Origin of the sequence: uncultured Gimesia sp. (assembly GCF_963976445.1) — a bacterium.
Taxonomy (GTDB): Bacteria; Planctomycetota; Planctomycetia; order Planctomycetales; family Planctomycetaceae; genus Gimesia.
Map to the genome: position 1 here is coordinate 26,857 of NZ_CAXBKP010000037.1, position 15,179 is coordinate 42,035.

At 49.4% G+C, this 15,179-nt stretch carries 13 protein-coding genes; 6 read left to right on the forward strand and 7 right to left on the reverse strand.

What is annotated here, in order from left to right; translation table 11 throughout:
* Positions 1 to 154 precede the first annotated feature (154 nt).
* From rplI to AAC022_RS25455, 5 genes are all read right to left on the reverse strand, one after another.
* Positions 155 to 661, reverse strand: a complete 507-nt coding sequence (gene rplI / locus AAC022_RS25435) for a 50S ribosomal protein L9 (protein WP_339735807.1) — start codon at positions 659 to 661, stop codon at positions 155 to 157.
* Between the two features lie 90 nt (positions 662 to 751).
* The gene (gene ssb / locus AAC022_RS25440) at positions 752 to 1,246 is read right to left on the reverse strand and encodes a single-stranded DNA-binding protein (RefSeq protein WP_339735809.1); all 495 of its coding nucleotides are present in this window, start codon (positions 1,244 to 1,246) and stop codon (positions 752 to 754) included.
* An 80-nt stretch (positions 1,247 to 1,326) separates the two neighbouring features.
* Positions 1,327 to 1,803, reverse strand: a complete 477-nt coding sequence (gene rpsF, locus AAC022_RS25445; RefSeq protein ID WP_339735811.1) for a 30S ribosomal protein S6 — start codon at positions 1,801 to 1,803, stop codon at positions 1,327 to 1,329.
* Between the two features lie 105 nt (positions 1,804 to 1,908).
* Complete coding sequence (gene pth / locus AAC022_RS25450; RefSeq protein ID WP_339735814.1) at positions 1,909 to 2,505, reverse strand: aminoacyl-tRNA hydrolase; 597 nt, start codon at positions 2,503 to 2,505, stop codon at positions 1,909 to 1,911.
* 29 nt (positions 2,506 to 2,534) lie between these two features.
* Complete coding sequence (locus AAC022_RS25455) at positions 2,535 to 3,143, reverse strand: 50S ribosomal protein L25 (RefSeq protein WP_339735816.1); 609 nt, start codon at positions 3,141 to 3,143, stop codon at positions 2,535 to 2,537.
* Positions 3,144 to 3,793: 650 nt separating this feature from the next.
* On the opposite strand from AAC022_RS25455, the gene AAC022_RS25460 reads away from it, so the two are divergent.
* The 3 genes from AAC022_RS25460 to AAC022_RS25470 all read left to right on the forward strand — a co-directional run bounded on the left by AAC022_RS25460 (position 3,794) and on the right by AAC022_RS25470 (position 9,700).
* On the forward strand, positions 3,794 to 8,485 hold the full coding sequence (locus AAC022_RS25460; RefSeq protein WP_339735818.1) for a PQQ-binding-like beta-propeller repeat protein: 4,692 nt from the start codon (positions 3,794 to 3,796) through the stop codon (positions 8,483 to 8,485).
* 134 nt (positions 8,486 to 8,619) lie between these two features.
* Positions 8,620 to 9,066 carry a hypothetical protein gene (locus tag AAC022_RS25465; RefSeq protein ID WP_339735820.1) on the forward strand — a complete coding sequence of 149 codons (447 nt, stop codon included), beginning with the start codon at positions 8,620 to 8,622 and terminating at the stop codon, positions 9,064 to 9,066.
* A 190-nt stretch (positions 9,067 to 9,256) separates the two neighbouring features.
* Complete coding sequence (locus AAC022_RS25470; RefSeq protein ID WP_339735822.1) at positions 9,257 to 9,700, forward strand: hypothetical protein; 444 nt, start codon at positions 9,257 to 9,259, stop codon at positions 9,698 to 9,700.
* Between the two features lie 120 nt (positions 9,701 to 9,820).
* Here the strand turns inward: AAC022_RS25470 and argJ are convergent, their stop codons facing one another.
* Together argJ and argC are read right to left on the reverse strand one after the other, a co-directional pair.
* A complete protein-coding gene (argJ, locus tag AAC022_RS25475; RefSeq protein ID WP_339735823.1) occupies positions 9,821 to 11,020 on the reverse strand; it encodes a bifunctional glutamate N-acetyltransferase/amino-acid acetyltransferase ArgJ in 1,200 nt (399 codons plus the stop codon).
* Positions 11,021 to 11,048: 28 nt separating this feature from the next.
* The gene (gene argC, locus AAC022_RS25480; RefSeq protein WP_339735825.1) at positions 11,049 to 12,062 is read right to left on the reverse strand and encodes an N-acetyl-gamma-glutamyl-phosphate reductase; all 1,014 of its coding nucleotides are present in this window, start codon (positions 12,060 to 12,062) and stop codon (positions 11,049 to 11,051) included.
* 514 nt (positions 12,063 to 12,576) lie between these two features.
* On the opposite strand from argC, the gene AAC022_RS25485 reads away from it, so the two are divergent.
* The 3 genes from AAC022_RS25485 to AAC022_RS25495 all read left to right on the forward strand — a co-directional run.
* Positions 12,577 to 13,800 (forward strand): hypothetical protein, encoded by a 1,224-nt coding sequence (locus tag AAC022_RS25485; RefSeq protein ID WP_339735827.1) that lies wholly within the window; start codon positions 12,577 to 12,579, stop codon positions 13,798 to 13,800.
* An 84-nt stretch (positions 13,801 to 13,884) separates the two neighbouring features.
* Complete coding sequence (locus AAC022_RS25490; RefSeq protein WP_339735829.1) at positions 13,885 to 14,937, forward strand: TIM barrel protein; 1,053 nt, start codon at positions 13,885 to 13,887, stop codon at positions 14,935 to 14,937.
* A gap of 60 nt (positions 14,938 to 14,997) precedes the next feature.
* Positions 14,998 to 15,179 (forward strand): Gfo/Idh/MocA family oxidoreductase (locus AAC022_RS25495; protein WP_339735830.1); only part of this gene is annotated, 182 nt, incomplete at its 3' end.

Sequence of the window (15,179 nt, forward strand, 5' to 3'; positions counted from 1 at the left end):
AGATCTCTGATGCAGAACGATCGCGCAAAGACTCAGGTAACTGGAATTCAAAACCGCTCTGCAACTTCAATCATATAAAACCAAAAGAGGTCCGGCAATATACCGGACCTCTCTCTTATACGGGAAGCGCAGACTGGCTACTTGCCAGACCGGCTTAGCTTTTTTCAGCAGCAGGGACGACCCAGACTTTGACTTCGGTCTTCACCTTATCATGCAACTGCAGTTTGACGGTATACATTCCCAACTCTTTCAGTGGGCCTTCCAGACGGATACTGTCTGCAGGAATATCGAAACCACCTTCTTTGAGTGATTTGCTGACATCAACGGCAACGATCGACCCGTAAAGATGGCCATCTTCATTGGCGTTGGCTTCCATAGTCACGCTATGCTTGCTCAGCTTATCAGCCAGACCTTTTAAGGACTTCAAGCGGTCTTTTTCCAGCTCTGCCATTCGATTCTGGTGTTGAACCACCATCCACTTATTATGGTCTGTGGCAATGGTAGCCAGACCATAGGGCAGCAAATAATTCCGAGCATATCCGGGCTTCACCCGAACAATATCACCCTGGTCACCAAGGCTGTCAACTTTTTCTGCCAGCAAAACCTCGATAGACGACTTCGAACTACCGACGACTGAGGTGTTACGTTGTTTCCGAACCATTATCAATCACTTCCGTAATTTTCTGTTTGATACAATCATTTCAATTAAAAACTATTACTCTTTCACGAGCCGTCTGAAAATGCACCCCTGTTAGAAAGGCACATCGTCATCAGGCACTCCGCCGCCGGATGCGTTATCATAAAATGAATCTGCAGCACTGGAAGCCCCACCTTGTGCAGGAGCATTGCCTTGAGAGGCATAGCCACCACCACCAGAAGGAGCGCCACCTCCGCCGCCAGATTCGCCTCGGCCGCCCAGCATAGTCATATTTTCGCCGACGACTTTGAGCTTACTTCGTTTTTGACCTGATTCCTTGTCATCCCACTGATCCAGCTGCAAACGACCTTCAACCAGAACCGACCGCCCTTTTGTCAGGTATTCACTGGCAACTTCAGCAGTCCGCCCCCATAAAGTCACGTCCACAAATGTGGTTTCTTCCTTGCGTGAATTAGAATTCTTATCAAACCAACTCCGATTCACGGCAAGTCCAATCTCAGCAACGGCACTCCCTCCCGGTGTATAACGCACCTGTGGGTCACGTGTTAAGTTACCTACTAGAATGACTTTATTGAAACTGGCCATCATCGGCCTCCCTGAAAATGAATGGTTTGAGATTAAACGTCCCGGAAGATCTGAGTCAGATACAACAAGAGAACAACAAAGACTTAGCCTTCATCATTATCAACGGCAGCGTCATTATCAACAGCGGCGTCCACATCAGCTTCTTCGGTGCCGGCAACTTCTTCGGTGCCAGCAGCTTCTTCGGCTGGTGCTTCAGCTTCAGGAGCTGAAGAAGGATCGATCGCAGTAACCATTGCATCAAACAAGGTTTGAGGCTGCTTGATCACCATCTGACGGATAACAAGATCACTCAGATGACAAGATCGGGTAATCACGTCCATCCCACTACCAGGCATTGTGAAGTAAACCAGATAATGCAGACCTTTCATGTGGCCTTCAATTTCATAGGCAAGCTTGCCATCCAACCAAGGACGGTGCGCCACAATCTCGGCACCTGCTTTTTCCAGAATTTCTATTAAATGAGCAATCGTCCCTTCATGGTCAGCAGCAAACTTTCCACTGTCCAATAGGAACATTCCTTCGTAATTTACCATTACCGCTTTTTTCTCTGCTACAGACAAGACTTTTCTCCCGGAATAATTCGGCCCTCTGTTTGGCCAGATGACGATCAGATTCTCATTGTTTTTATTTTATCATTTCCGGTTTAAAATCAAACCGGGATATCATCATTCAGGTGCATTCACCTGATTCATAGCAATTTCAAGACCATTCTGAACCCAGCACTCAACCCCTTTTGCAGCGGCATCCACCGCCTGCGGGATCAATTCCAGATCTTTTTTAGACCGAAAACGCCCTAAAACATAATCCGCTGCTGGAAACCCGGCAGGAGGTCGCCCTACGCCGATTCTCAGACGGGGTACATCCTGAGTACCCAACTTCTGGATAATGTCTTGCAATCCTTTTTGACCACCGGCCGAACCTGCTCCTCGCATGCGGAGACGCCCGACTGGCAAATTCATATCATCACAAACTACCATCACATCAGTCGAAGGCAATTTGAAAAACTTAACCAATGCCGCAACACTGCGACCGCTCAAGTTCATAAATGTTTGCGGTGCAACCAGTAAAACTTTTTCCCCCGCACAGGAAAACTCTCCAACTTTCGCATCAAACTGACTTTTAAACCCGGTCACACCGTGCCACTCTGCCAGCTGAAACAAAACGTCAAACCCAACATTATGCCGCGTTCGCTCGTATTCTTTACCGGGATTTCCCAGCCCTACGACCACTTTCACAGCATCACCCGCCAGGCCACTAACCACTTAATCTATATTGTTCATTCTGAGAACGACTATTCTGCTGCCGCTTCAGGTGTTTCTTCTTCTGCTGGTTCTTCATCGTCTCCCGTAGGAGCCAGTACCTGCACAACGACCTGCTCTCCGGCATTATGCAGCTTGGAACCACGAGGCACTTCGATTTCACTGACATGAATCGCATCGCCAATTTCCAGTGCATTGATACGCACGGGAATATCGTCAGGAATACTGTGGGCCAGACAGTCAAGTTCAAGGGCATGCAGAGGCTGATCCAGGATACCGCCTGATACCACACCAGGAGAGGTTCCTCGCAATCGGACAGTCACTTCGACTGTCACGCGTTCCGAGGCATTGATCCGGATCAAATCCACATGAAGAACCTGAGTTCCAAAGGTATCCCACTGTAGATCTCGCAGCATCGTCTCTTCGACCTGACCATCCACATCAATTTCAAAAACACGTTCACGGTTTTTGATCAGATTCCGGAGATCCAAGTCTTCCACGCTCACATGGGCAGGTTCCTGCTCGTGGCCATACACGACAGCCGGTACTCGACCAGCCCGGCGGATGCGGCGGCTTTCGATTGAACCTAGTTTATCCCGTTTGAAAGCACTAATTCTCGGCAATACAAAATCGTCTGACATTTCCCAACATTCCTCGAATAGTGATCTGGCACCAGGCCTTGACCCACTCTTCCATTAAAGACTTTTGAATCTATAACTTGACACTATATAAATTGAAACGGTTGAAATCCAACATGCGTCCCCACTTGTCTTGTGCTCATATTTTCAAACACAATCAGGACAATTCATCAAGAATCGTCTCTGGTAAGCACATTCTTCAGGGGCAACTGAAGCGACTCCACCCGGAATCCCGGCTAGTTTGCAATAGTTGAAGCGTGCAAAAATAACTTCCCGCAAGCAAATCTGCAACCGATTCCCCCCCCTATCTTGGTTGAAAGTCGTAAGAGTGACTGTTTTTTTTGATTTTTCCTCTCAAAACCCCACAATGGCGCCTAGTTTCAATTAAGTCAGCCCCAGACCATAATACACATGAACACACCTCTCTTTCAACTCTGTCACATAACTCATCCAGCCTCCCTGCAAAAATAAAGAGTCGCAGAATCCAACAGATTACGTATTGGCTCAAAGAAAACTGGCTGTAGAATAGAAAAGAGCTTTCGAGAACATCCCCAGTCCCCGATGTTTTAATCAGGACTGTCTCCCTGCTTACTACAGGAGAAGAAGCTCTGATACCGTTGTTTTACCTGTCAGGCAACCAGAAGGCTGAGTTGATGCATTCAATCATTCTAAACCGGACTATCGTCCTCATTATCATAACCTGCCTGATGATGCCCTCTGCCGTCAATCTGCAGGCAGACGAGAAAGCAGATAAAAAGAACCCCTTCCAACCAAATGCACAAAAGCAAGCCCCACCCCAAAACGCACTCAACCCACTGAAGAAGATCATCCAAGGGTGGTTTGGCGGTCCCAAAGCAGGGCCACAGGCCAAAGCACCTGTCATAAAAAGAACACCAGGTTATTTCCGCTTTCCCCAGGACTTAGAACAGGAACGCCGATTCAAAAGCGTACAGAAATTAATTGATGATGAGCAATGGGATGCCGCACGCGACAAATTGCAATTAATGCTGGAAAACAGCCTGAATCTACCGGTCCATGTCTCCGGCGAACGCTCTTTGATCACAGATCGCGAATTGATTTATCAACTACTGGAACTCCTCCCCAGCGAACAACGAGAAAAATTCAACCGCCAATATGAGGCACTCGCTGAAAAACTCTTGAATGACGCCCAGCAAAATCATTCACCCCCGGAAAGCTACGCCGAAATCGCTAGCCGCTTTTCCGGGACGCAGTCCGGCATGCAGTCAATGAATTTCCTGATCTCCTATCATATGGAGCGTGGGGAATTTGGCTTAGCCGAACAATATCTGCAACGTCTGCTGAAGTCACAATCACCAATTACCGAATCCTTGCATTGGAAAACGAAAGCCGCATTTATCTTCAAACAGACGGGCAAAGAGTCACTGATCGCAGAACTGTTTAATTCTGCCAGAGACACTTCCCTTGAAGAAAAACCCATTAAAATCGGCGGCGCTGTTGAAATGCCTCAAAGCTGGTTGAGCAAGCAGCAGGATCTTAATCTGGCGGAAAACCTGCTGCTGGATGAGTGGCCGATGCTCTTTGGCTCTCCCAGCCACTCAGCGCGTGCTAAACACGCAGATCCATTACTAATCCCCCGCTGGTCCTTCCCGCTGACTTCCAATCATTCCATCCAGTCACAGTTGAATCTGATCCAGGAAGATCTTACCAGTGCCGGTCGAGCAACGATTCCGGCACTCCCCCCTTTAACAACACAGGGGAAAATTATATTCCGAACACTCAAGGGCATTCAGGTTCTGGACGCGCTCACCGGCGCTCCGCTATGGGAGTTGGCTCTGAAAAACTCGCCCGAAGAATCTTTTATCGCAGCACAACTAAAAAGGCTCAATACCCCCCAGGCACGGGGACTATTCGATCCGGAAGCCCGGTCCTTCTCAGTCTATAATGGGACCAACCCCGACTCACACCCCTTAACAAACCTGATCTACAGAAATGCAAACTGGGGCAGCCAAAGTACGGATGGGCGGCAACTATATGTTCTAGAGAGCATGCAGCTGAATCTCGGAGATTCCAATTTGTCCAACAATTTGAATCGATTCCGCCGAAACATCCGCAGAGGTGAGGACAAAGCTGATGCCTGGTCATCCAATCAAATTGTTGCCTACAACCTGCAAACAGGACAACAAAAGTGGAAAATTGGTGGCACCAGATATGATGAATCATTTGATCTACCACTCGCCGGCACCTTTTTCATGGGTGCCCCAACTCCGTCAGACAACGAATTATATGTCATCGGAGAACGAGAGCGAGAAATTCGTCTTTATGCCCTGAACCCGCAAACCGGAGAAGAACTCTGGTCGCAACAAATCGGCAATCCTGATCAGGATATTGCTCTGGATATGGTAAGACGCTGGTGGATCGCTCCTGTTGCCGTTGACCAGGGAGTCATCGTCTGTCCCACCACAATTGGATTACTCACAGCCATCGACCGCCTCAACCACGCGGTCCTCTGGTCAACCCAATATGCCGTCAACGACTCCGACGCCCCCCAACGGTTTAATCGTTCCCAACAAACTTCGTTTGCACCACTCAATCAACGCTGGTGCCCTTCCGCCCCCGTAATTTCAGGCAACAAGGTAATTTACACTCCACCAGATAGCGAAACTCTGGTTTGCCTGGACCTGATCACCGGGTCTTACTGCTGGACAAAACGAGCGAAAGAAACCTCGCTCTATCTGGCAGGCGTCGTTGAGAACCAGATTCTGCTGGTGGGAACAAATGGCGCGAGAGCGATTTCACTGAAAACAGGAAAAACCGACTGGAGCACAAGATTTGAAAAGTCGGCCGGCCAGCCTTCCGGACTGGCTGTGATTGCAGACCAACGTTTACACATCCCTCTGCAAAGTGGGCAAGTCTGGACCCTGGATGTCAAATCCGGGAAAATCATCAACAAACTTTTCAACGAAAATCACGCCTCCCCCCTGGGCAACTTGATCATTCAGAATGGACAATTCCTCTCGCTGAGTGCAACAGGACTGGTCAGCTATGAACAAAAACAGACATTCGAAGCACAAATCGCAAAAACCAAACAACAAAATGCACAAAACCCACTCGCACTCTTAAAAGAATCAAGAATGCTGATGATGAGTCACGCCTTCCCGGACGCGCTTCTCAGATTACGGCAGATTGATCAAAAACAACTGCCGGCTCAAGAACAGAATCAACTTCAAACACTGATTCTCAACTGCCTCTCCTCTCAGATTCGATCTGATTTCCAGAAACATGATGATCTCGTTGAGCAACTCAAGCAACAAGTCCGCTCAGACAGCGAGCGGATCGAATTCCAGAGACTGCTGGTTGAACGTCACGTTGCCAGAAAACAATTTTCCGATGCGATTGCGTTACTCTTAGAACTCGCACAGGCACCGGAAGAAACCTTCTTCCAGACGGCTGCCACCGAAACTCAAATTGACTCCTGGATTGCAGGGCGGGCATCTGATCTCTCGAAGCAGGTCACTTCAGCAGAACGTGAACAGTTTTCACTCCAGATCGCACAAAGAGCACAACAGGTTTTAGGTCTGGAACAGCAGCAACAGGAACGCTTCCTGCAACAGTTTGGCTTTGATGATGCAACCATTCCGGTTTTACAACAAGTCATCGCAACCTCAATGAACTCCGGAAACTTCTATGAAACCGAACTTTGGCTCACACGACTGGTAAAACATAAACAACCGCAACTGGCAGCGCAGGGACTATCTCTCATGGTGGACCTTTGCCTGAAGTTTCATCTGAATCCCGATGCAGAATACTATCTGGCACGACTTAGAGACTATGATCCGAATCTGCAGGTCTCGGACAACCAGACGCTCCAGCAGTTCCTGGAACAGAAACAACAAATACCTCTCACAGATGTGGAACAGCACAAACGAAAACCCTGGCGGCCGCAGAAACTGAAGCTGATCGTCGGGAACCCCGTCCGCTATTATTCCGCTCCGGAAATCACTTTAAACACGAGTGCTTCCAGCCTGCCATTTTTCCAGACGAGAACCTTGGCAGTAGAGCCGAAACAGAATCGACTCACGATCTTTGCTCCTGATGGCAAACGACTGATCTGGTCGACTCCATTACGATCTTCTGATCTGAATCGCTCCCCAGGCTTCAATGAAAGTGAAGTCGTTGGCCATAATCTGATACTGCAACACCGAGATATGTTGCACTTCTTTGATCTGATAGGCCAAAAGCTGATCTGGAGTCAGAAGTTGGAAAAAAATCAGACCAATCGATATTACCCCAGTGCATATCAATTGACGCCTTCCCCCATGGGAACTGGAAGCTCGCTGGTACTTCGACATCACCCCTCAATCGCGATTCGCAAAGTGGGAATGATCGCCGCCGCCAATGCTGATTACACCTGTTTCTATACCAGGCGCAAAATCATCCTGGTCGATACCAGGACTGGAAAAATACGTTGGACGCATGAAAACGTCGACAATGAAACGAGAGTTCTGGGAGACGATCATCTGATCTACCTCGTCACCAGAGACCGTATCACTAAAAAAATCCTACGAGTCAGCGATGGCCAACCGGTTCCAATCACACAGGCAGGCGATGATCTTCAGCACGCAATCTATCAAGGCGAAGCGGCCTTCGTTTCGATTTCATCTCCCAATGACAAAAAATGGCCCGGCCAAAAACCAGGTCAAACCGCGGTCTACTGTTTTCATCTTCAGTCGAAAGAACTGAATTGGAGTATCGACTTCCCTCGAGATTCTCAATTCGAACTGTTTAACCAGCACTACCTGTCTGTTTTAACCCCCAAAGGGGAAATTTCGATTGTTGACTTGAGAACAGGAAAAAAATCGTCGCTGGAACCGCTCTCCCAAGAGGAGCTTAAAAAACATAAAAAATTCTATCTGGTCACCGACCAGGCTTATATTTATTTTGTCGGCCATACACCAACACACAACTCCATCTCAATCAGTGTCCCTGCGATTCCCATCAATGGAATGCTTTATGTGTATGACCGTCAGACAGGAAAACGGCTTTGGAACCAGGAATTTCAGAAAAAACATCTGGTTCTCAACCCGCAAAATCTGCTACCCGTCATCTTGCTTGTTGCACGTGAATACAAGCAAATTGGCAATCGCCATACCAGTATTTTCAATTTACAAGCTGTGAATAAGCAATCCGGGAAAAGTTTCCTGACATGGGAAGCCCCTGTCGAACCCAATATCCGGGCAATTAATATCGATTACCAACAGAAAATGATTGAAATCCTTACCTATGGTGCAAGAATTTGGCTATATGATACCGATGAATTAGCTGACCGAAGCTCGGAGAATCCAGAACAGCCCCTGCCGGAATAGCCCTTTACCGGAATAGCCCTTTAAAGGAACAGTCCCAGAAAAAGAATGAGAAAAGCTCTTGCGAAACAAAACGTATAAAAATACAATGGTATACCCTCACTCCTGACGTTTCTCTCAACCTGAAGAGAGCAGTAATGTACCGCGTTTTTGTTCTGACCCTGACTATCTGCCTGATTCTGCCTGCCGTCCCGGTTGCGGGATGTGAGTGCAGCCAACAGCAGTCAAGCCAGACCAATGCCTGCTGTTGCAGTAAACCAGCGTCTTCTCAGCCAAAACAACAGAAGTCCTGTTGCTGTAACGCTTCCCAACAACGTGCAAAACAAAACACGCCGAACCAGATCCAGTACCAGAAACAAACCTGCCACTGCCATCAAACTTATTCGCAACCAGCGACGACAAACTCGGTCAAGTCTACCGAGCTGGCGCGGCAACTTCGCGATCATTTTGAGTCAGTTGATCTGGCTGACGAGCTTTGTATTTCGGCTCGCCCCGCTTCTTCACACTTATTTGAACTGCCCCCTCCTGTTCATCCTGATGATTCAGGGGAGTTTTGCGCGCAGTTCTGCCTCTGGTTAATCTAATCCCCCGCCTTCTCTAACGGATTAACCATCTCCGTTCTGCATGAGCCAACCTGCTTTCGGTGAGCCATGCGCTGCTTCCTGTTCAAACGATGTTGTTTTCTCGACAGGAAATTAGAACGGATCAGCTTCTCGGACATGTTTTGTACAAATTTTGAGACTATTACTCTTTTTAACTTTCAAGGAGAAACCCATGCGTCAAGTTCTATCAATCGCTGCCTTACTGGCTGTTGTTGCATTCGTTGGTCAAACCGTTGCCGCTGATGCCAAAGGCAAAGCAATGTGCCCGGTTGCCGGCAAACCAGCCAACGCCAGCCAAACTGTTGACTACAAAGGGGGGACTGTCAGCCTCTGCTGTGGAAAATGCAAAAAAGCATTCACAGCAAACCCTGCCAAATTCGCTGCCAAAGCAAACCTGCAACTGGTAGCCACCGGCCAGGCCAAACAGGTTAATTGCCCCTTCGCTGGTAAACCAGTCAATCCAGCTCAGTCTGTAACTGTTGCTGGTACTAAAGTGCAGTTCTGCTGTGGTGGATGCAAAGGAAAAGCATCGAAAGTAAAAGGCGATGAGCAGATCAAATTAATCTTCAACGACAAAGCCTTTGCTAAAGGCTTTAAAGTGACCAAGAAAGACTAGCTTTGCATTACCGCATCACACATGTGCGGGCCAACGTGATGCGGCATTGAAGTAAGCTAGAAATAGGAGAGTGGGAGCGTTTTTCGGAATGCTCCCACTCTTTTTTTATTTCCCCGAGAATCAGGTCGTATATTCTGAATTCAAACGCACATATTCCTGCGTCAGATCGCTGGTCCAGAATACGACCGCTTCCTCTCCAAACGGCAGTTGCACTTGAATCAAGACATCGCGATTCTTTCGGAGACCGTTCGAGACCGCCTGCTCATCAAAGTCAACAGGCTGTCCATTCTCATAAAGTAAAGTGCCGTTGAGCTGTAGCATAATATCCCGCTCAGTCAGTTTGACACTCGTCCGCCCGGTAGCCGAGACAATCCGTCCCCAGTTCGGGTCAGCGCCAGTAATGGCTGTTTTGACTAACACATCATTGGCGATCGTCCGGGCAATTTCAAAAGCATCCTCTCTCTGCTTTGCCCCTGAAACTTCAATCGTAATAAAGTGGTCGGCTCCTTCTGCGTCGCGAATGATCGCCTGCCCCAGTTCCATGGCGACTTCATCGATCGCAGTCTGCAAATCACTCAACTCCTGAACTGAAAGTTCGGCAGCCCCCGCCGCGCCATTGGCCAGCAAAATGACCGTATCGCTCGTACTGGTATGTCCTTCAACGGAGACACAATTGAAACTGCGATTGACGGCATTCCGCAGTAATTGATCAGCCTGAGCAGAATTGAGCGGCGCGTCGGTCATGATCACCGACAACATGGTCGCCATATTTGGTGCAATCATCGCGGCCCCTTTCGCCGCACCACTCACACGAACGGTGGTGCCACCGATTGAGAGCGTATGGGTGGCCTGCTTGTGGACCGTATCAGTCGTCATCATTCCCGTTGCCGCCTGTCGAAACGCCCGCGCACCGGAATCCAACTGGCGCACCACTTCCGGAATCCCCTGCTCCAGCGGCGCACGCGGCAGAAAATGACCGATTATCCCCGTCGAACAAACCAAAACTTCTTCTTCCGCCATCGATAACCCGTCCGCCACCAGACTGGTCATCCACTTCGCATCTTCAATCCCACGCTCCCCAGTGCAGGCATTCGCATTTCCGGAGTTAATCACCACAGCGCGAACCGATTTGCCGGGAACGCGCTCACGCGAAACTTTCACGGGAGCCCCGCACACCTGATTCTTCGTAAACACACCCGCCCCGCAACAGGGCACATCAGAAGCAAACAGGGATAAATCAAAGGTCGATTTGTTTTCCTTGATGCCACAAGCCAAACCAGCAGCGCGAAACCCCTGGGGTAAGATCATTTCAACAGTCAACTGCTTCTCCTAGATGAAATAAGAAATTTCAGACGATTAAACCTGTGGTTTCAGAGTAACCTGCCATCAAATTGAAATTCTGAACGGCAACGCCCGCGGCACCTTTGATCAAATTATCGATTGCAGAAAAGACAATCAATTGATCACCGGCAAACTGCACGGAAATGTCACAATAGTTTGTTCCCGCCACGTCTTTAGTCGCAGGAATTCGATCTATCACACGTACAAACGGCTTGTCCTGATAAAACGAACGATAAATGTCCAGCAACGCATCCCGATTGACGGCGTCTGTCAGCCGTGGATACATGGTCGCCAGAATTCCCCGATTCATCGGCGTCAGATGGGGAGTAAACGTGACCTTGACCTCTTTCCCACCCACCGTGGTGAGTACTTCTTCGATCTCAGGCGTGTGACGATGCGTGCCCACACCATAGGCGGTAATACTCTCGTTACATTCAGAATAGAGCGTTCCGAGCTTGGGCTTTCGCCCCCCACCACTTACGCCGCTCTTGGCATCAATAATGATCCCCGTCGGTTCAACCAGACCTTTCGCCATTAACGGCGCCAAACCCAGAATCGCCGTGCTGGTATAGCAACCCGGATTGGCGATCAGATCGGCTGCCGGAATTTTCTCAGCCCACAGTTCAGGCAAACCATACACGGTACTTCCTAACCGAGTCGGGTCGATGTGCACATGGTGATACCATTTTTCATAGACAGCCGGATCACTCAAACGATAGTCGGCACTCAAATCAACCACCCGGCAGCCATCAGCCAGCAGATCCGGAATGACTTCCATGCTCGCCACATGGGGCAGCGCACAAAACACAAAGTCTGCCCGATCCGCAATCTCGGCCGGAGACAGTGCTTCGCAGCGCAAATCCAGGCGTCCTTCCAGACAGGGATGAATTGTACTAATGTGTGGTGCTTCCTCAGAACGGGACGTCAACGCGACGATTTCCACATCCGGATTACGCAGCAGAATTTTAATTAACTCCAGAGCCGCATAACCTGTGGCCCCCATAATCGCAACTTTTGTCATTGTTTCCTGATCCGACTAATATCAAAGAAGCTGCAAAGCCTGAAACAGGCGTCTGCCCGAGCACATTGAAAAAACAATACAATCTGAAGAGTGAATAAGAAGACGACAAGGATTGACTCGGCAAGGATCGCCGGAGTTCTCCATTTTTTCAGGATCCTATTCTACCAGGGAATCAAACAAAAGCAGACCGTAGACGATAATGCAACAGAAATAGGATCTGATCCAAATTTCCTGGAAAAACTTCTGATTTATAATGATTGTTTAGAATTAACCAAGTCAACTCCCACACTGGAAATGAATGTCATTCTTTCAAATTCGCCGCAAAATCAATTCGGTTTCCTTTTCAAAAACATTCTTAAACATCACAATAAATCCAGTGATTCAAGTCATTTTTTAACGACAGTCATTCATTTTGCTGGTGTCCCGAGTTCCTGATCAAAAGGCGATTTTGTTGATAGCCGCCAATGGTTCAAATGGACACCACCAGTTCAACACGGAATAAGAAGAGGAAAGTATGTCTAACGTTGCCAAACTAGCCGCCGATGCGCTAACTGAAGGTGGTGGAATTTTCCGCTTGTCCCCAACATGGGTTCCCCGCTCGTTTCTTCAACCTGGTCGTCGTTTGAAACTGCACCCCAACGATTACTACGCCTTGGGAACACATCGAGGCGGAATTGATGAACGCTGGTTTGGCTCAACAACGGTTGCCGCAAACGAAGGCGCACCGGATGACGAAGGCTTGAGCTACTGTGTCTTCGGCGGCGAAAAATTTACTCTGCGTGATGCGATAGCCGAGCTGGGAGCCGAAGTCATCGGTGACACCATCTGGGGCAAATACAATCGCTGGCCTGTTTACTCCAAGTTCTTTGACAACATGGGACCGATCCCGCACCACATGCACCAGAATGCCGAACAGGCGGCACTGGTGGGACAGGAAGGAAAACCCGAATCGTATTACTTCCCTCCCCAGATGAATGCCATCGGAAATAATTTCCCTTACACGTTCATGGGTCTGGAACCCGGCACCACAAAACAGGATGTCATTGACTGCCTGGACCGCTGGAATGATGGCGATAACGGGATCCTCGATCTCTCTAAAGCCTACCGCCTCAAGCCGGGCACTGGCTGGTTGATTCCTCCCTGCGTTCTACACGCTCCAGGAAGTCTCGTCACCTATGAACCACAGTGGGGCAGTGACGTGTTCGGCATGTATCAGTCCATGGTCGAAGGTCGGGCCGTTCCCCGCTCGCTGCTGACTAAAGATTTCCCCGAAGATAAGCACGACGACAACAAATACCTCGTCGACGCGCTCGACTGGGAAGCCAACGTCGATCCTGATTTCAAAGACAACAACTACCTTGAGCCCATTCCAATCGGCGATACCGCTGCGGACGGTTATGTTGACCGCTGGATCGTTTACGGCAAGGTCAAAGGCGAGCAGTTATTTACTGCGAAGGAACTGACCGTCGATCCGGGTAGCAAAGTCACCATCAAAGACTCCGGCGCTTACAGCTGGATCACAGTCCAGGGTGAAGGCTCCATCGGTAAACTCAGACTGCAGACACCTGCCATGATCCGCTTCGGAGAAATGACAGAAGACGAAGTCTTCGTGACAGAAAAAACAGCACAAGCAGGGGTCACGATTGAAAACACGGGCAGTGAACCACTGGTTTCACTCCGTTACTTCGGCCCTGATGCCTGCCCTGGGGCACCGAATGTCGGTGATTACCGAAAATAAACCGATCAGTCACACAAAACTGCCCGATCTCTCGGGCAGTTTCTTTTTGATCTTCTAATTCCTGCTAACATGAAGGACCGTCTCATGAATGATCACACAACCAATTCCCTCCCCAAGCTTCATAATGCAGCCTGGCCGGGCGTTGTTGGAAAAGGCCCCGATTCAGAACCCCCGATTGACTTGGACACCATGCTCGATCTGACTGCCGCCGCTGAAGTGGATGGCGTTAAGTTCGACGGAACAGACCTGTTTCTGTTTGACCCGCACGTCAGCATTGATTCCAGTGATGACGACTTGAAACAACTGGCCGAAAAAGTACAGTCCCGCAATCTGGTCATCGGCTCTGTCGTCGCTCCCGTCTGGCCTCCCACCGGTGGTGGCTCCGCTATGGGCAGCGACGAAGAACGCGGCCAGTTCCTGGAACAGGTTCGCAAAGGTTGCGGCATTGCCAAAAAACTTCGCGAGCTCGGCGTTCGTCCTTACGGCGTCGTTCGCATCGACTCCGCAGCCGGCCCCGGTGACTGGATCGAAGACCCGGAAGGCAACCAGGCCAAAATTGCAGAAACCTTCAAACAGGCCGCCGATATCGCCGCCGATCATGGTGAGCGTCTGGCAGCAGAAGGGGAAATTTGCTGGGGAGGCATGCATAGCTGGAAACGAATGGTCCAACTGCTGGAACTGGTTGATCGACCAGACGTACTGGGCTTTCAGGCCGACATGTCGCATACCCTGCTCTACCTGATGGGTTACAACGCCCCCGAAGACCGTCTCCTTCCGGAAAACTTCGACTGGAACGATGAAGCGACTTTCGATGCCGCTTACAAAACCCTGACCGATGCCCTGCGTCCCTGGACGATTGATTTCCATGTGGCTCAGAATGATGGTACCGTTCACGGCACCGGATCACACGATAAGACCGGCAGACACTGCCTGCCTAAGGATCCCAACGGCAAACTTGATATCACCAAACGAGCCGGCTACTGGCTACATGATGAAAACGGAACCCCCACAAAGAAGTTTCAGCATATCTGCTGGGATGGTTGCATGTTTTCGAATGAAGTCATGATGAATCCACAGACTTGGAACGATATTCTGTCAGCCATGATTAATGTCAGAGACGCCCACGGCTGGTCGTAATCGCTCCCTTTACTCTCTCATTTTCAACCTGTTTTTTAAAATCTACAAGGAGTCACACCAATGACCAAGCCAATACGCGTCGGTCTGATCGGCTACGGATTCATGGGACGAACCCACTCCAATGCTTATCGACAAGTCGGCAAGTTTTTTGATATAGAACACACCCCCGTTTTGCAGGCCGTCTGTGCCCGCAGCGAAGATAAAGTCAAAGACTTCGCCGACAACTGGGGCTGGGAATCCTA